15 protein-coding genes are annotated in these 16087 nt (G+C 62.4%); 5 read left to right on the top strand and 10 right to left on the bottom strand.

What is annotated here, in order from left to right; translation table 11 throughout:
• Position 1: 1 nt before the first annotated feature.
• Both AC1DSF_RS19705 and AC1DSF_RS19700 read right to left on the bottom strand, forming a co-directional pair.
• Positions 2-649: a PilN domain-containing protein gene (locus tag AC1DSF_RS19705; protein ID WP_478183294.1), complete on the bottom strand. Its 648-nt coding sequence runs from the start codon at positions 647-649 to the stop codon at positions 2-4.
• A complete protein-coding gene (locus tag AC1DSF_RS19700) occupies positions 646-1725 on the bottom strand; it encodes a pilus assembly protein PilM (protein WP_478098530.1) in 1080 nt (359 codons plus the stop codon). Before AC1DSF_RS19700 ends, AC1DSF_RS19705 begins: the two co-directional genes overlap by 4 nt.
• A 240-nt stretch (positions 1726-1965) precedes the next feature.
• On the opposite strand from AC1DSF_RS19700, the gene AC1DSF_RS19695 reads away from it, so the two are divergent.
• Positions 1966-4374, top strand: coding sequence for a penicillin-binding protein 1A (locus AC1DSF_RS19695; RefSeq protein WP_478125451.1), 2409 nt, complete (start codon positions 1966-1968; stop codon positions 4372-4374).
• A 46-nt stretch (positions 4375-4420) separates the two neighbouring features.
• On the opposite strand, the gene cyaY is transcribed toward AC1DSF_RS19695, so the two are convergent.
• Positions 4421-4753 (bottom strand): iron donor protein CyaY, encoded by a 333-nt coding sequence (gene cyaY / locus AC1DSF_RS19690; protein WP_478183293.1) that lies wholly within the window; start codon positions 4751-4753, stop codon positions 4421-4423.
• Between the two features lie 12 nt (positions 4754-4765).
• On the opposite strand from cyaY, the gene lptM reads away from it, so the two are divergent.
• Both lptM and lysA read left to right on the top strand, forming a co-directional pair.
• Complete coding sequence (gene lptM / locus AC1DSF_RS19685; protein WP_478145318.1) at positions 4766-5062, top strand: LPS translocon maturation chaperone LptM; 297 nt, start codon at positions 4766-4768, stop codon at positions 5060-5062.
• Positions 5059-6342, top strand: coding sequence for a diaminopimelate decarboxylase (gene lysA, locus AC1DSF_RS19680; RefSeq protein WP_478183292.1), 1284 nt, complete (start codon positions 5059-5061; stop codon positions 6340-6342). Before lptM ends, lysA begins: the two co-directional genes overlap by 4 nt.
• A gap of 30 nt (positions 6343-6372) precedes the next feature.
• Here lysA and AC1DSF_RS19675 read toward each other — a convergent pair whose 3' ends face one another.
• The 5 genes from AC1DSF_RS19675 to AC1DSF_RS19655 form a co-directional block, all read right to left on the bottom strand.
• A complete protein-coding gene (locus AC1DSF_RS19675; protein ID WP_478183291.1) occupies positions 6373-7020 on the bottom strand; it encodes a protein-methionine-sulfoxide reductase heme-binding subunit MsrQ in 648 nt (215 codons plus the stop codon).
• Between the two features lie 11 nt (positions 7021-7031).
• The gene (msrP, locus tag AC1DSF_RS19670; RefSeq protein WP_478125446.1) at positions 7032-8030 is read right to left on the bottom strand and encodes a protein-methionine-sulfoxide reductase catalytic subunit MsrP; all 999 of its coding nucleotides are present in this window, start codon (positions 8028-8030) and stop codon (positions 7032-7034) included.
• A gap of 85 nt (positions 8031-8115) precedes the next feature.
• Entirely contained in the window at positions 8116-9432 is a 1317-nt protein-coding gene (ccsB, locus tag AC1DSF_RS19665; protein WP_478125445.1) for a c-type cytochrome biogenesis protein CcsB, read from the bottom strand.
• Complete coding sequence (locus AC1DSF_RS19660) at positions 9429-11567, bottom strand: cytochrome c biogenesis protein ResB (RefSeq protein WP_478145315.1); 2139 nt, start codon at positions 11565-11567, stop codon at positions 9429-9431. The genes ccsB and AC1DSF_RS19660 overlap by 4 nt, the downstream gene beginning before the upstream one ends.
• Before the next feature lie 106 nt (positions 11568-11673).
• On the bottom strand, positions 11674-12348 hold the full coding sequence (locus AC1DSF_RS19655) for a c-type cytochrome (RefSeq protein WP_478125443.1): 675 nt from the start codon (positions 12346-12348) through the stop codon (positions 11674-11676).
• A 70-nt stretch (positions 12349-12418) separates the two neighbouring features.
• On the opposite strand from AC1DSF_RS19655, the gene yihA reads away from it, so the two are divergent.
• Both yihA and AC1DSF_RS19645 read left to right on the top strand, forming a co-directional pair.
• Positions 12419-13177: a ribosome biogenesis GTP-binding protein YihA/YsxC gene (gene yihA / locus AC1DSF_RS19650; protein ID WP_478183290.1), complete on the top strand. Its 759-nt coding sequence runs from the start codon at positions 12419-12421 to the stop codon at positions 13175-13177.
• A gap of 75 nt (positions 13178-13252) precedes the next feature.
• The gene (locus AC1DSF_RS19645) at positions 13253-14188 is read left to right on the top strand and encodes an alpha/beta fold hydrolase (protein ID WP_478183289.1); all 936 of its coding nucleotides are present in this window, start codon (positions 13253-13255) and stop codon (positions 14186-14188) included.
• Here the strand turns inward: AC1DSF_RS19645 and AC1DSF_RS19640 are convergent.
• The gene (locus AC1DSF_RS19640) at positions 14182-15066 is read right to left on the bottom strand and encodes an LpxL/LpxP family acyltransferase (RefSeq protein ID WP_478125440.1); all 885 of its coding nucleotides are present in this window, start codon (positions 15064-15066) and stop codon (positions 14182-14184) included. The genes AC1DSF_RS19645 and AC1DSF_RS19640 overlap by 7 nt on opposite strands.
• On the bottom strand, positions 15063-15953 hold the full coding sequence (locus AC1DSF_RS19635; RefSeq protein ID WP_478125439.1) for a lysophospholipid acyltransferase family protein: 891 nt from the start codon (positions 15951-15953) through the stop codon (positions 15063-15065). The genes AC1DSF_RS19640 and AC1DSF_RS19635 overlap by 4 nt, the downstream gene beginning before the upstream one ends.
• Positions 15954-16087: the final 134 nt, after the last annotated feature.

Here is a 16087-nt window from a genome sequence, read left to right as displayed (position 1 = left end):
CCTAACCCTTGGCTGCTGGTGCTGCTGTTGTTGCTGGTGCCGCAGGCTTGCCGGCCGCGGGCTTGCCGGCCGCGGGCTTCTGCGCATCGGTGGGCCGCTTGAGGCCGATGCGCATCGTGAAGTTCGCTACGCGTCGCTGGTCGCGCGGGCTCAGGCTGACACTGCCCGATGTGATCTCGATCAGTTCCGGCTTGACGAGCCATGGACTGTTGTTGCCAAGATTGCGCAGCAACTCGGACACGCGCTCGTTGGACTGCGCCATGCCTTGCAGGGTCACCGTCTGGTTGTCCTGCTTCATGCTCGTCAGGTACACGCCGTCAGGAAGTTGCCTCACAAGCTCGTTGAGCAAGTGCACCGGCATATTTCGATCGCCCTGCAGATCTTCGACCGCCTGCTGCCGCGCGCGCAGTGCTGCGATTTCAGCTTGCAGGGTCGAAATTTCCTTGATTTCGGTTTCGAGCTTGGTGATGGAGGTTTGCAGCAGGCTGTTCTTGGCCTGCTGGCCTGATATCTGGGCCTGGTACCAGAGGTAAGTCCCGCCGGCGAGCACCGCGCCCAAAATGGCGGCAAGCCCCAGCGTCGCGTAAAAAGTCTCTCGACGACGCTTGCGCGCAGCTTCCCTGTGAGGGAGCAGGTTGATGAGGATCACTGCAGGAACCTCCGCATCGCCAAGCCGCACGATGTCAGGTACGAGGGCGCTTCACGGCGCACCTTCTTTTCCCGGATCCCGCTGCCAATTTCCATTCCGTCGAAAGGATTGACGAGCGAACAAGCGAACGAAGTCTGGCGCGTGACCGCGCTGGTCAGGCCGGGGAGCGATGCCGAGCCGCCGGCCAACAGCACGTAGTCGACGCGGTTGTGCGGTGTGCTCGTGAAGAAGAATTGCAGCGCCCGGGCAATTTCCTGGGCGATGCTGGCGACGAAGGGCTTGAGCACGCCCGAGCCGTAATCTTCGGGCAGATCGCCGCTTCGCTTCTTGGCTTCGGCTTCTTCTGCGGAAAAGCCGTATTGGCGAACGATGAGCTGGGTGAGCTGAGCGCCGCCGAATGCCTGGTCCCGGTCATACAGCACTTCCTGGTTGCGCAGGACCTGCATGCTGGTCGTGAAGGCACCTACTTCGAACAATGCGACGACGGCGTCACGACCTTGACCGGGAAGTTGCTCGATGAGGCGCGCAGTCGCCAAACGCGATGCGTAGGATTCGACATCCAGAATCACCGCCTTGAGGCCCGACGCTTCAGCCAAGCCCTGGCGATCCTGCACTTTTTCCTTGCGCGATGCGGCAATCAATACCTCGACGTCCCCCGCCGAACTCGCGCTCTGGCCAATGACGCAGAAATCAAGACTCACCTCGTCCAAGGAAAAAGGAATGTATTGATTTGCCTCGGACTCGACTTGAATTTCGAGTTCCTGCTCGCTCATTCCACCCGGCAAGACTATTTTTTTGGTAATTACCGCAGACGGCGGCAAAGCAAGCGCGACGTTTTTGGTGCGCGTGCCGCTTTTGCGCACGACGCGCCGCACGGCCTCCGCCACCTCATCGAATTTTTCCACGTTGCCGTCGGTGATCCATCCGCGCTCGAGCGGCTCTATGGCGCATCGCTCCAGCACCAACTTGCCGCTCGCGTCACGGCCCAGTTCGACCAGCTTGACGCTGGACGAGCTGACGTCCAGCCCGAGCAATGGCGCGGGCTGGCGGCGAAACAACGATCCCAAGTCTGTCAAGTTCGATCCGTCCGTTTGTAACGATTGGAAAAATTTGCGTGTGGTTGCATGCTAGCAGCAGGTAGTACGCCAACCAAGAGACGAACCCCTCACGGCATCACCAATCGTTGTCAAAAGTCGACGCAACAGTTCCCATCTGCAACTTACGTCACAAATAGGAGTACTTGGGTCCTAACTGATACGAACTCTCCGCCTCCATCAAGCGCGTTTTTATAATGCTCAAAGACTCAAACAGCCTCAATGCCAGAAACTTCCCGACCCAAGGGCGCCGCAAAAGCCCCTGCTCCTGCCCCCAAACGACCGGCCTGGCTGAAATGGTTGATCCGAATCATATTGTGGTGCCTGGGCCTCGCTGCCGCGGGCGCGATCGCCGTCATTTGCGTCATTGCCGTCGCGTTGGCCGTCGCTTATCCGAACCTTCCGGACATCTCCGAGCTGGCTGATTACCGTCCGAAGCTTCCCCTGCGGGTTTTTTCGTCCGAAGGCATCCTGATCGGCGAATTCGGCGAAGAGCGCCGAAATCTGACGCCAATCGCCACCGTTCCCAAGGTCATGAAGGATGCCGTCCTCGCAGCCGAGGACGCGCGCTTCTACGACCATGGCGGCGTCGACTACAAAGGCATGCTGCGGGCCGGACTCGCGAACATGAATCGCGTCAAGAGCCAAGGGGCGTCGACCATCACCATGCAGGTCGCTCGAAACGTCTACCTGAGTTCCGAGAAAACCCTCACCCGCAAGATCTATGAGGTCTTGCTGACATTCAAGCTGGAGCACCTGCTCACGAAGGACCAGATCCTCGAGATCTACCTGAACCAGATCTATCTGGGCAATCGGGCCTATGGTTTTGCGGCTGCGTCGGAAGCGTATTTCGGCAAGCCCCTGCAGGACATCACCATTGCGCAGGCGGCGATGCTGGCGGGCCTCCCGAAGGCGCCGGGCGCGAACAATCCCGTCAACAATCCGACGCGCGCACGCGGCCGGCAGCTCTATGTGATCGACCGCATGCAGGAAGCGGGCTTCATCACCGCCGAACAGGCGGCCGAAGCCAAGAAGGAAGACCTTCACCTGCGCGACGCCGCCGACCCCACGCGCCTGCATGCCGAATACGTCGCCGAAACGGTTCGGCAGCTGATGTATGCGCAATACGGCGACAGCACCTACACGCGCGGCCTGAAGGTCTACACCACGCTGGTGGCGGACGATCAGGCAGCGGCGTACCGCGCGCTTCGCAAGGGCATCATGGACTACGAGCGCCGCCAGATCTACCGCGGGCCTGAAAAGTTCGTCGATCTTCCGAACGACCCGAAAGAACTCGACGAAGCCGTGGACGATGCGCTGGCCGAACATCCCGACAACGGCGATGTGATGTCGGCGGTCGTGCTCAAGGCCAACGCCAAGGAAATCACCGCGGTTCGCAGCAACGGCGACACCTTGCAGATCGTGGGTGACGGCCTGAGGCCCGCGCAATCCGGCCTCTCAGAAAAAGCACCGCCCAACATCAGGGTTCGCCGCGGCGCAGTGATCCGCGTGGTCAAGACGCCGAAGGGATCATGGGAAATCACCCAATTGCCCGAGGTCGAGGGCGCTTTCGTCGCAATGGACCCGCGCGACGGGGCCGTGAAGGCAATGATCGGGGGCTTCGATTTCGACAAGAACAAGTTCAATCACGTCACTCAGGCTTGGCGGCAACCCGGCTCGAGCTTCAAGCCATTCATCTATTCGGCGGCGCTGGAAAAGGGCTTCACGCCCAGCACGGTGATCAACGACGCGCCCTTGTTCTTCGACGCCGGCACGACCGGTGGCCAGCCCTGGGAGCCGAAGAACTACGACGGCGCTTTCGAAGGGCCCATGCCCTTGCGTCGCGCGTTGATGAAGTCGAAGAACATGGTGTCGATCCGGATCCTGCAATCGATCGGAACGCGTTACGCACAGGACTGGATCACCAACTTCGGCTTCGAGCGAGAAAAGCACCCGGCCTACCTGCCAATGGCCCTTGGTGCCGGTTCGGTCACGCCGATGCAGATGGCGACCGCCTATTCCGTGTTCGCGAACGGCGGATATCGCGTCAATCCTTATCTCGTGACGCGCGTGACCGACCACAAGGACAAAGTCTTGGTGGACAAGCAGCCGCCCTTGCTCAACGAATCGATGCGAGCGATCCCGCAGCGCAATGCCTACATCATGGACAGCCTGCTGCAATCAGTGGCGAGCGGCGGCACGGCGGCCAAGGCGCAGGCCACGCTCAAGCGGACGGACATTTACGGCAAGACCGGGACCACCAACGATTCGCTCGATGCGTGGTTTGCGGGATTCCAGCCAACAATGGCTGCCATCGCGTGGATGGGCTATGACACGCCACGCAAGCTCGGCGATCGCGAAACCGGCGGCGGCCTGAGTCTGCCGATCTGGATCAACTACATGGAGACCGCCATCAAGGGCGTTCCAGTCGCTGAAGTACCCGCGCCTGCCGGTGTCGTCAACGTGGGCGGCGAGTGGTACTACGACGACTACGCACCGGGCCGGGGCGTTGCGACGCTGGGTGTCGAAAGCGGCCCGACGCAGCCGGTGGAAGCAATCAGCGGAGCACCGATCAGCCCGACGCCGGCGCCGGAAGAACGCAGCAAGATCCTCGACCTGTTCCGCAACTGACCTGTCGAACCGGCCGAATCGAACGAGCCGGGCGAATGATGGGTCGTCAGTCGGCGGAGAACCTCAGAGGTTGACCGGCCTGGAGGGTCGCTTCGCGCGAGAGATTCTCGAAGAATTCCTCGCGCGTCTTGGTGTCCACCCAGGCGCTGCCGTCATGGCGGTAGTGATAACCGCCAGAACGCGCGGCCAGCCAGATTTCCTGCAAGGGTTTCTGCAGGTTGATGATCAACTGGCTTCCATTGCGAAACGTGATCGTGATCATCCCGCCGACGCGCTGGTTGTCGATGTCTGCATCGGTCGAATCGTTGATGCGATCGCAAGCTCGCTCGATCGCTGCGAGCGCTGCTTCTGCGCGGTCCATGTACTCGGGGTCGGTCATTACAATTTCGCCATGTTGAATGTTCGCCAAATTCTAGTGAGCGCCGTCGGCCTCACGCTCGTTGGGGTCGCCTTGACGGGCTGCGGCCAGAAGGGTTCGCTCTACCTGCCTACGGATCCCGCTGCGAAGGAGCGTGCCACGCTGCCGCAGGCATTGCTTCCGGGCATTGGAAAGTCCGACTCGGCGACAAAGGCCGCCCCTCAGCCTGAACAACCAACACCTCCGACGAACGCCGCCCCGCCGCCGTCCACACTGAACGACTCGACTGCACCGAACGCACCGGCAACGCCGCACGGAGATACCAAGTGAGCGAAGTCGCACGACTCCCCGGCCATCCTCACATTGCACGCAGGGACGGCGAATTGCATGTTGAAGGACAGAAGCTTTCCGCGCTCGCCCGGGAGCATGGCACTCCTCTCTTCGTCTATTCGAGGCAATGGATGCTGGACGCGCTCGAGGCCTACCAGCGCGGTTTCGAAGGTCGCGACGCGCTGATCTGCTATGCAATCAAGGCAAATTCATCACTCGGCGTCCTGCGCGTGTTCGCGGAGGCCGGCTGCGGCTTCGACATTGTTTCCGGCGGCGAACTGGCACGCGTGCTGGCAGCGGGCGCTGATCCCGCCAAGGTGATCTTTTCCGGCGTCGGAAAGACGCGCGCCGAGATGCGCCAGGCGCTCGCCGCCGGCATCGCATGCTTCAACGTGGAAAGCGAAGCGGAAATCGACGTGCTCAACGCAGTCGCCGTTGAAGAGGGGCGCCGCGCTTCCATCAGTGTGCGCATCAACCCGAACGTCGACCCGAAGACGCACCCCTACATTTCCACCGGCCTCAAGGGAAACAAGTTCGGCGTCGCCCACGACCGGGCAGTGGCAATTTATCAGCACGCGGCTTCTCTCAAGGGATTGCAGGTCGTCGGCATCGACTGCCATATCGGCTCGCAGATCACCGACACATCCCCCTACCTCGAAGCGCTCGAGCGTGTATTGGACCTCGTCGAGGCTATCGAAAAGACCGGCATCAAGCTGCACCACCTCGACTTCGGCGGTGGGCTCGGCATCGATTACAACGGCGATACACCCCCCGGTGCCGATACGCTTTGGCGCCAGATGCTGGCCCGTCTCGATGCGCGAGGCTTCGGCGGGCGTCGGCTCATCGTCGAACCTGGCCGTTCGCTGGTGGGCAACGCGGGCGTCTGCGTGACGGAGGTGCTCTACACAAAGCCCGGCGAAGAAAAGAACTTCTGCATTGTCGATGCGGCAATGAACGATTTGCCGAGGCCGGCCATGTACCAAGCCTTCCACCAGATCGTTCCTGTCGCGGAGCGGCAGGACGGTGCTTTCGTGCTGTACGACGTGGTGGGCCCGATTTGCGAAAGCGGCGACTGGATCGGGCGTGATCGTGCCCTGCGTACCGAAGCCGGCGATCTGTTGACTGTGCTCTCGGCCGGCGCCTATTGCATGGCAATGGCCAGCAACTACAACACACGCGGCCGCGCGGCTGAGGTCCTCGTCAGCGGACAAACCGCGAAACTGATCCGCCGCCGCGAAAGCGTCGAAGAGCAACTCCGAAGCGAACGCTTCAGCGACTGAGCGTCCGCCGCCGCAGACCGCCGAAAACTCCTACTTGCTCAGCTGCGCGCGGGGGGCGACCGAGGGCGCCAGCTTCTGCTTTGTCTTGCTGGCGAAGTTCCACAGCCGCCATCCCAGCAGAACAGCAATGATCCCCGCGTAGACGAACACTTCAGAGAAGTTGTTCTTGCCCGCGCGCATCCAGAAGAAGTGCAGCAAGCCAAGCCCGGCGATCACATAGACCAGCCTGTGCAGCGCCTGCCAGCGCTTTGCGCCCATTGCCTTGATGGCCCTATTGAACGATGTCGCGGCGAGCGGCGTCAGCAGCACAAAACCGGTGAAACCCACCAGGATGAACGGCCGCTTCGCGATGTCCTTGGCGATGTCCTGCACTTCGAAACCCATGTCGAACCAGCTGTAGCTCAACAGGTGGACAACAACATAGAAGTACGCAAAGAGCCCCAGCATCCGGCGAAAACGCGCCAACGCGTTCGTCTTGGTGATCACCCGCAAAGGTGTCACGGCCAACACGATGCAGATGAAGCGAAGCGTCCAGTCACCGGTCGAGCGGATGAGGTGCTCCGCCGGATTCGCGCCCAGCCCGTCGGTGAGCGCGCCGTAGAACAACCACGCGAACGGCAGAAGACAGGCGACGAACACCGCCGGCTTCGCGGCCGGGTGCATCAGGAGCTTGTTCACGACAGGCTCGCTCAGTAGTACTTCTTGAGATCCATGCCGGCGTACAACTGACCGACCTGGGCCTCGTAGCCGTTGAACATCTGCGTCTTCGCCCGCTTGGCGAACAGGCCGCCGCCGTCTCCGATGCGGCGCTCGGTCGCCTGGCTCCAGCGCGGGTGATCGACGTTGGGATTGACGTTGGAGTAGAAGCCGTACTCCTGCGCCGCGGCCTTGTTCCACGCGGTGCCGGGCTCTTTTTCGACGAAGCGGATCTTCACGATCGATTTGCCGCTCTTGAAGCCGTACTTCCAGGGCACCACGATTCGCACGGGGGCGCCGTTCTGATTCGGCAGCACCTCGCCATACATGCCGAAAGTCAGCAAGGTGAGCGGATGCATGGCCTCGTCCATGCGCAGGCCTTCGGTGTAGGGCCAGTCGAGAACGCGCGAGCCGACAAAGGGCATGGTCTTCGGATCAGCGAGCGTCACGAACTCCACGTACTTCGCGTTGCCCTGTGGTTCGACCTTCTTGATCAACTCGGCCAGAGAGTAGCCAACCCACGGAATGACCATCGACCAACCTTCGACGCAACGCAGCCGGTAGATGCGCTCTTCCTGGGCGCTGAGCTTGATCAGGTCTTCGATTCCGTACTTGCCCGGCTTCTTGACGAGGCCTTCGACTTCCACCGTCCAAGGCTTGGTCTTGAGCGTGCCCGCGTTCTTGACCGGATCTTCCTTGTCGGTGCCGAACTCGTAGTAATTGTTGTAGCTGGTGACGTCCTTGTAGTCGGTCAGCTTTTCCATGGTCTGCGCACCTGGAACGGTCGACTTCACACTTGGAAGCGGCGCCAGCTTGCCGGGTGCGGCGACCTGTGCGAGCGCCTCGCGGGATGCCCACGACGCCATCGCGGCGCCCGCTACGCCGGTGGCGAGCCACTTCAGCGTGTCACGCCTGCCTTCGTACACGCCTTTGGGCGTGATTTCGCTCGAATGCGGATGGATAAAGCCGTTGTCACGAGACCGAATCAACATGGGACGCCTTTTCGACAGAATGGGTATGCATGACTGAGTTCGTTCCCGGCAACGATCTGGTTACGCGGCAAGCCGATTCACGGCTCTACAGGGTTCCGTAGCTGTGCAATCCGCTCAGGAACATGTTGACGCCCAGGAACGCGAAAGTGGTTACTGCGAGTCCGCCAAGGGCCCACCAAGCGGCCACAGTGCCGCGCAACCCCTTGACGAGCCGCATGTGCAACCAGGCCGCATAGTTGAGCCAAACGATCAGCGCCCAAGTCTCCTTCGGGTCCCAGCTCCAGTAGCCGCCCCAGGCGTCGGCCGCCCAAAGCGCCCCGAGCACGGTCGCGATGGTGAAGAAGGCAAAGCCGACGGTGATGGACTTGTACATGACGTCGTCCAGCACCTCGTTCGCGGGCAGGCGCGCAGCAATGCGGCGGCGGCCGAGCAGGATTCCTGCCGCGATCAGCGCCGAAATCACGGCATAGCCGACCCAGTAGCTGCCGCCGGCCTCCTGCGCCCGCTGGCGGAACGCCACGGGCACGAAGCACAGCGCCACCCCGAGCAGCCAGATAGGCGTGAGCTTGTACCAGCGGGTCTCATCCGCCTGTTCCTTGATCAGATAGGCGAAGGCCACCATGGCTGCAAGGGAGAAGGTGCCGTAGCCGATGAAATTGGCCGGCACGTGCAGCTTCATCCACCAGCTCTGCAGGGCCGGTACCAATGGCTGGATCTCGTGGGCATCGCGCACCAGCGTGTACCAAAGCAGAAAGCCCACCGCGGCGCTCACCACCAGCATCACGAAGGCGCCGAGCGCGCGCGTGCGATATCGCGACTCGAAGTAGAGATAGAAGCTCGCCGTCAGCCAGCAGAACAAGACGAATACCTCGTACAGGTTGCTGACGGGGATATGGCCGATATCCGGGCCCAGCTGATGGCTCTCGTACCAGCGAACCATCGTGCCGATCAGCGCCATCGTCACAGCGGCCCAGGCCAGCCGCGAGCCGATGAGATCCATGGCGTCACCCTGCTTGCCACCGAAGAAGCCGATCCAGTAGAACAGCGTGCTCATGAAGAAGAGCACGCTCATCCACAGGATGGCCGACTGGCTCGACAGGAAGTACTTGAGCCAGAAGACCGAATCGGCACGCGCCAGATCACCCTGGTAAGACGTGATCGCCAGCAGCGTCGCACACCCAACCACGATGGCGAGCACCCGCAGGGGCCGCCAGAACCAGCCGATCCAGACACCGGCGACCATCGCCGCGACCAGGATCACCTTTTCGTAATAGTCCATCGAGCCGGCATAGCGCGAGAAGGCAAAGAGCCCGCCCGCCACGACCAGGGCCGCAAAGATCCAGTCGAAGGTGTTTCGGCGCGACAGCCAGCTGTCGTTGAGCGTGAGGGTGGTGGTAGTCATGACGCCGTGTCTTTCCTGATGGCGAGCAGCTTGTCTTTCAGATGCTCGAATTCGCGATCGCTATCGATGGTCTTGCGATTGACCGAAAAAGCCATGGTGGCGGACGTTCCGGGTCTCGTCACGCCGTCCTTCGTCAGCCAGACCCACAGTCTGCGCTCCCGGACGTAAAGCATCGCAAAAATGCCGATGATCAGCAACAGGCATCCAAGATAGACGATGTTCTTGCCCGGCGCCCGAGCCACCTGAAAGACACTGGCCTGCACCTGCTTGAAGTCCGTCATCATCATCGCCACCGGGGCGGGATAGAAGTGCGCATCGCTGATCGCCAGGACGGCCTGGGTGAGAAATGCCTGCGAGTTCTCGTCAGGCGGCAGCGGAGCGAGACTCGCCCTCTCCCGGCTCACATTGAGCACTTCAAAGAGCACATCGTTGAGGATGCGCACCAGCACCGCGCCCGCGCGTTCGCGCTCGGCCTCGGGCACGTTCGCCTCCATGAATTCGGCAATGGCCTGCCAGCCGCCGGTGCTCACCGCATCGGCCTTGGCCCGTTCCGTGCCCGCGAACAGCGCGAGCGCGCGCGTGGCCGACGTGCGCAGTTGGTTCGCCAGCTCGGGACGTTTCGGATCGGTGGTCCGCTCGATGTAGCGGTCGATGGCGAGCGCTCGCCCCTTGGGGTCCGCGAGCGTCTCGCGCATGCGCACGAAACCGTCCATTGAGCCCTTGTCGTCGGCGGGCACGCGAAGATAACGGAAGGGATCTTCAGGGCGATCACGCACGCCGAGCAGGAAGACCGGGTGGCCGTCGCCGGTGTCGACGGGGACCATGTAGTTCTGGTATTCGCGCGCTTGACCGGCAGCGTCGCGCAACTTGTAGCCAATGCTCGGGCCGATGTTGCGCAAGGTTTTCGGTTTGTTGGTCTTGTTGGCGGCGCCCAGGCGGGATTCGAGTTCCCCGCGCAGATCGACCTTGCGAACGTCCGCCCCGCTCGTCATCTCGCCAGAGCTATCGCCGAAGTTCTCGACGTTGATCACGCGCAGAGCCGTGTACTCGAGCGTGAGCCGATCGCTGCCGTTGGTGATCTCGGTGCTGCTCCCGATGGTGCCTTCAATCTCGAACGGCTTCGATGCCGCACCCATGGGGACGGCCTTGAGCTTCACGGTCGACCCGCCATCGTCAAAGCTCGACTGATAGATCTCGACGCCTTTGTAGCTGGCCGGATGGTTCACCTCGATGCGCGCCGGAATCTCCTTGCCCGTCTCGCGATCGTGCAGCACCACCTCGCTCGCGAACAGCTTGGGCATGCCGGTCGAGTAGTAGTCGACGATGAACTTCTTCAGCTCGATCGAAAAGGGCAGATCCTGGAGCAGCACCCCGTCTGCCTGATTCAGGATCGCCACGCTCGACTGTCCGCCCTCCGGCACCAGAATGTTGCCCCTGAAGGTCGGATTGTTCGGCGACAGCCGGTGCTGCGGTGCAACGTCGGAGATCAGTCCGCCGCCCGTGTAGACGCTCTTTCCGTTGAACCAGGTCTGGGCGCGCACGACAAGGTCGCCGTCGAACAAGCCGCCAATGCACACGAGCACGATAGCGCTGTGCGCGGCGATGTAGCCGAGCTTGTGTGCGCCGCCCGCGCGCGCAGCGACCATCCAGCCTTTGCCCTCGCGCTGCTGGAGCTTGACCTTCCAACCGCCGCTGACCAGAAGTTGCCCGATTCGATTGGCGGCGACGTCAGGCGTTTCGTCGAGCACGGTTTCGGCGCGCTGGCCGAATGCCTTGAGGCTTTGCGCCCGGATGTCTTCCTTGTAGGTCTTGAGGTCCGCAAAGATGCGCGGCGTATTGCGCGCGATGCACAGCGACGTGCTGATGACCAGGAATGTGAGGATGAGCAGGAACCACCAGGCGCTGTAGATCGTGTCCAGCTTCGCCGTGTGAAAGAGCTCCGCCCAGAAAGGTCCGAACTGGTTGACATAGTTGCCGATTGGCTCGTGCTGCTTCAGCACGGTGCCGATGATGGATGCAGTGCAGATGATCGTCAGCAAGGCGATCGCAAAGCGCATCGAAGAAAACAACTCCACCGCCGCACGGACCGCCTGGGGACCGTGTCGTACTCGAAGCCCGTGCGTGGAAACTGACATGGAGAGCAAGTCGTTGAAAAGCAAAAAGGCGGGCCATCCTGTCTGGATCGGCCCGCCCTGTTTGGGGTTTGTTGTTGGCGGTTAGTTCACGATGAACCGCAGGGGGTCAACGCAGTCCGGCAATGTAGTCGGCCACCGCCCTGATTTCGCGATCGCTGAGCTTGGCGGTGACGCCCTTCATCTGCGGCGAATTGAGGCGCCCGCCGTCGCGGAACATGGTCAACTGCGCCACCGTGTACTCGGCATGCTGGCCACCCAGGCGCGGGTATTGCGCGGGAATGCCGGCACCGTCTGGGCTGTGGCAGCCGGCGCAGGCCGGAATCTGCCGATCGGCCAGGCCGCCGCGGAAGATTTTTTCGCCAAGGCCTACGAGGTCCTTTTCCTTCGAATAGCCGATCTTGACCTTCTTGGATCCGACGAACCAGGCGATGTTGCGCATGTCCTCTTCAGACAGGCGCTCGGCCATGGGCCTCATGATCGCGCTCTTGCGCTTGCCGGACTTGAAGTCCTGCAACTGCTTGAAGATGTATTCGGGATGCTGTTGCGCCAGCTTGGGATTGCCCGCAATGGCCGAATTGCCGTCGGCGTTGTGGCACGACGCACAGCTCTGGCTGTTCGGAGGTGCCGTATTGAAGAGGGTGTCCCCCTTGGCCGGATCCGGCTTGGCCGCTTTGGCGGGTGCTTCGGCAGCCGCCTTGTCGGCAGGCTCGTCAGCCGCGAAGCTGACATTGGCGGCGGCGCCCAGAAGGGCTGCAAGCAGAAAATGGGCAAACAACTTCATATCGGGGGCTTAGATTTATGGCGCAAAACCCGGCGATTCTACAATGGCGCCCCGCTACGAAAGCTCATTGATGACCACCCCGCCGCGCAAGCCGGCCGCATCCTATTCCCGCACGGCGCCCGCCGTCGACGCCGCAACCGCCGAGCGCGTTCGTGTCGCGCGCGGATGGCTGCACACCGCCCACTTCCTCACCAGTGCTCCGCAGCTGGAGCACCTACCCATGTTCGACCTGCCGGAGATCGCCTTCGTCGGTCGCTCCAACGCGGGCAAGTCGACTGCCATCAATACGCTGACCCAGCAGACCCGGCTCGCCTTCGCATCCAAGACGCCGGGCCGCACGCAGCACATCAATCTCTTCGGCGTCGGCAAGCAGAAGGTCGACGACGCAGTGCTGGCCGACCTCCCCGGCTACGGTTACGCAGCAGTGCCCAGGGAAGCCAAGTTGCGGTGGCAGCGCGTCATGGGAAACTATCTGATGACGCGCGAGAACCTGCGGGGTGTCGTGCTGATGTGCGACCCACGCCACGGCCTCACCGAACTGGACGAGATCCTGCTCGAGGTCATCCGGCCGAGGGTCGAGCAAGGGCTCAAGTTCCTCGTGCTGCTCACCAAGGCCGACAAGCTCACGCGCTCCGACGGAGCGAAGGTGCTGTCGATTACGCGACTGCAAGCCGGCGGCGGCGAGGTCAAACTGTTCTCGGCATTGAAGCTGCAAGGGGTGGACGAAGCCGCCGAGTTGCTGTGGCAGTGGGCGCATCCGGGCGACGCAAAACCTGCCGAGCCGACCGAACCGGCTGGATCGGCTGGATCGGCTGACGAAGGGCCCTGACGCGACGGCGACTCCTTCTTCCTCTTGCCTCCGGACGAACCGTGACATTCAACGAAGCGCAATGAAGGAGACCCCGTGATCGAAACTTTCGCCCGCCAGCTCCCCAACGGCACCACGCTCAGCTGCAGGGCGACCGGCGCCCCCGGCCGGCCGCTGATGCTGTTCCTGCATGGCTTTCCCGAAGCGGCTTTCATCTGGGACGAATTGCTCGAGCACTTCGCCAAGTCCGAGCATGGCGGCTTTCGGTGCGTGGCGCCAAACCTTCGGGGCTTCGAGAAATCCAGTTCGCCCAAAGACGTGGCGGCCTATCGCCCGCATCTGCTCGTGCAGGACGTCTTCGAGCTTGCCGCAAGCGAAAGCAAGGACGGAAAGATCGACGTGCTCGTCGCGCACGACTGGGGCGGTGCATTTGGCTGGGGCTATGCAAACCAACATCCCGACAAACTCGGCAAGCTGGTCATCATCAATTCGCCGCACCCGGGCACGTTCATGCGAGAACTGCAGAACAACCCCGCACAGCAGGCCGCCAGCGCCTACATGAACTTCCTTGCACGGCCCGATGCCGAGACGCTGCTTTCAGCCGACGACTATCGCCGCATGTGGCCGTTCTTCGAACTGATGAAGGCCGGCGCCGATGGCTTCGGCTGGCTTACGGAAGACGTCAAGAACCAATATCGCGAGGTATGGGACGCCGGCCTGACCGGGGCGTGCAATCTGTACCGCGTGACTCCGCTGAAGCCGCCGATGCCCGGGCAGCCGTCACAGATTCCGACGCTGCCGAGAGAACGCTTGACCGTCAGCGCCCCGACGCTGGTGCTCTGGGCCATGGATGATGCAGCGCTCCTGCCGGGTCTGCTCGACGGTCTGGACGACTACGTGCCGGACCTCGACATCAGGAAGATCCCGGGCGCTACGCACTGGATCGTTCACGAACAGTCTCAACGGGTCGCCGCCGAAATAGAAGCCTTCGTCAAGGGGAACCGAAATCCCTCTCGAAAGCCCTCTCAATAGACGCTCGCTTCTCCTTCGGGTCGCGTCTTGAAGCGGCGATGCACCCAGTAGTACTGCGACGGCATCGTGTCGATATAGCCTTGCAAGCGCTCGTTCATGAGCGTCGTATCGGCGATCACGTCATCGGTCGGGAAGTTCTGCCAGGCGGGCAGCACCTGGATTTCATAGCCCCCCTTGACGAGCTTCGACACGATCGGCACCACCTTGGCGCGCCCCAACCGCGCGAAGCGCGAGAGCGACGGCACGGTGGCAGCCTGTACACCGTAGAACGGCACGAACACAGTCTGGTCGCGGCCGAAATCCATGTCCGGCAAGAGGTAGAGCAACCCTCCTTTTCGCAGACCCGCGATGATGGGCTTGATGCCGTCGACGCGGTTGAGCGTGATCACGTTGCCGAAGCGCTTGCGGCCTTCGCTGATCCACTCGTCGATCAGGGGGTCGCGTTGCGTGGTGTAGATGGTGGTCGAAGGACGCGCCGTATGCATGGTCAGCGCCGTGGCTGCGGCATCGAGGCCGTAGAAATGCGGCGCGAACAAAATCATCGGCTCCTTGCCATTGGCAATTTCGTCGATTTCGCTGGCAGCGCCCACCACCTTGAGCCGGCTGGCGACAACGTGCTCCGGCGCATGCCAGAGCCAGCTTCGGTCCAGCCACGATTGCGCCACGTAGACAAACGTCTCGCGCGCGATGCGCCGACGCTCCGCCGCGGATTTTTCGGGAAAGCACAGCGCCAGATTGGCATCCACGACACGCCGGCGCGGCGCGGCGAGCGCGTGCAAGACCGGCCCGAGCGCCTTGCCGAAGCCGCGTATCAGTGGCAATGGCACATGCGCCAAGGCCCGCATGAACTCGATGCCGAGCTTGGAAGTCAGGCTCATGCGCGATCCCCTGGCGATGCCGCCGTGACCGTTTCGGCGCGCGGCTGCTTGTAGCGCGCGTAGTCCCAAACGTACTGGCCAGGAAGGCTGCGGATCAGCCGCTCGATGCCTTGGTTCATCGCGGTGGCGGCGGCCTCTGGCGTGGCCTTGGGATCGCTCATGGCGGTGCCATCGAATGGCTCGAAGCGTATGGCGTAGCCTGCGCCGCGAGGTAGCCGCTCGCACACGCCGAGGAAAACGCGAGCGCCCGTCTGCTGAGCAAGACGCGGCAGCAAGGTCATCGTGTAGGCCGGCCGGCCGAGAAACGGAGCCCAGACGCCCTGCCCGAGCGGCGGTACCTGGTCGGGCAGGATGCCGGTGTAGCCCCCCCCGCGCAACGTGCGGATGAGTCCACGCACGCCGGAAACAGTGGTCGGCAAGGTCTGCAGACCAGGCCTGTCGCGCGAGCCGGCAATCAGATTGGCCATGAATTTCTTGCGAGCGGGTCGAAAGAGTGCCGTGATCGGTCCGTACTTCTCGAAGAAGCGTTCGCCCACGGCTTGGCCAAACGTTTCCCAACTGCCGAGATGAGGCGACACGAGGATCACGCCCTTGCGTTCGGCCAGCGCTGCTTCGAATGCCTCGATGCCGTCCCATCGCACGATGTGCGGCAGCAGGCTTTCACCCCGTGGCCGAGCCCAGACCCACGGAAGTTCGCCCACCATGGCCCCCGCCGCGGCAATGGCCGGGCGGTACTCGCCGGGCGTGAAGCCGGCTGCCTCGGCGTTTTCCCGAAAGCGCCGGCGGTAGTCCGGCGCCGTCCACCAGACCAGCCAGCCCAGGCCGCCGCCGAGCGCGTGCATCCACGGCAACGGCACACGAGCAAGCAATCGGAACAGAAAAATCATCGAAGCAAGGGGGGTGAAACCATGACGCGCGCGCAGCCTACAGCGCGGCTCGAATAGAATCCAAATTGTCGCTGAGTTATGGAACTACTTGCAGGGCGACCTTAAACAACACTGCTAAAGCGTTCGCCAAAGCT

It is taken from the genome of Variovorax sp. 01N429 (assembly GCF_056399425.1).
Note: the sequence above shows the minus strand (reverse complement) of the source record. Positions and strands in the feature narration are given on the sequence as shown.

Excerpts from the sequence above, each read along its gene's own strand:
- AC1DSF_RS19695 (WP_478125451.1), top strand. The coding sequence starts at position 1,966 with ATGCCAGAAACTTCCCGACCCAAGGGCGCCGCAAAAGCCCCTGCTCCT.
- cyaY (WP_478183293.1), bottom strand. The coding sequence starts at position 4,753 with ATGACCGACCCCGAGTACATGGACCGCGCAGAAGCAGCGCTCGCAGCG.
- lptM (WP_478145318.1), top strand. The coding sequence starts at position 4,766 with ATGTTGAATGTTCGCCAAATTCTAGTGAGCGCCGTCGGCCTCACGCTC.
- msrP (WP_478125446.1), bottom strand. The coding sequence starts at position 8,030 with ATGTTGATTCGGTCTCGTGACAACGGCTTTATCCATCCGCATTCGAGC.
- ccsB (WP_478125445.1), bottom strand. The coding sequence starts at position 9,432 with ATGACTACCACCACCCTCACGCTCAACGACAGCTGGCTGTCGCGCCGA.
- AC1DSF_RS19660 (WP_478145315.1), bottom strand. The coding sequence starts at position 11,567 with ATGTCAGTTTCCACGCACGGGCTTCGAGTACGACACGGTCCCCAGGCG.
- AC1DSF_RS19655 (WP_478125443.1), bottom strand. The coding sequence starts at position 12,348 with ATGAAGTTGTTTGCCCATTTTCTGCTTGCAGCCCTTCTGGGCGCCGCC.
- yihA (WP_478183290.1), top strand. The coding sequence starts at position 12,419 with ATGACCACCCCGCCGCGCAAGCCGGCCGCATCCTATTCCCGCACGGCG.
- AC1DSF_RS19640 (WP_478125440.1), bottom strand. The coding sequence starts at position 15,066 with ATGAGCCTGACTTCCAAGCTCGGCATCGAGTTCATGCGGGCCTTGGCG.
- AC1DSF_RS19635 (WP_478125439.1), bottom strand. The coding sequence starts at position 15,953 with ATGATTTTTCTGTTCCGATTGCTTGCTCGTGTGCCGTTGCCGTGGATG.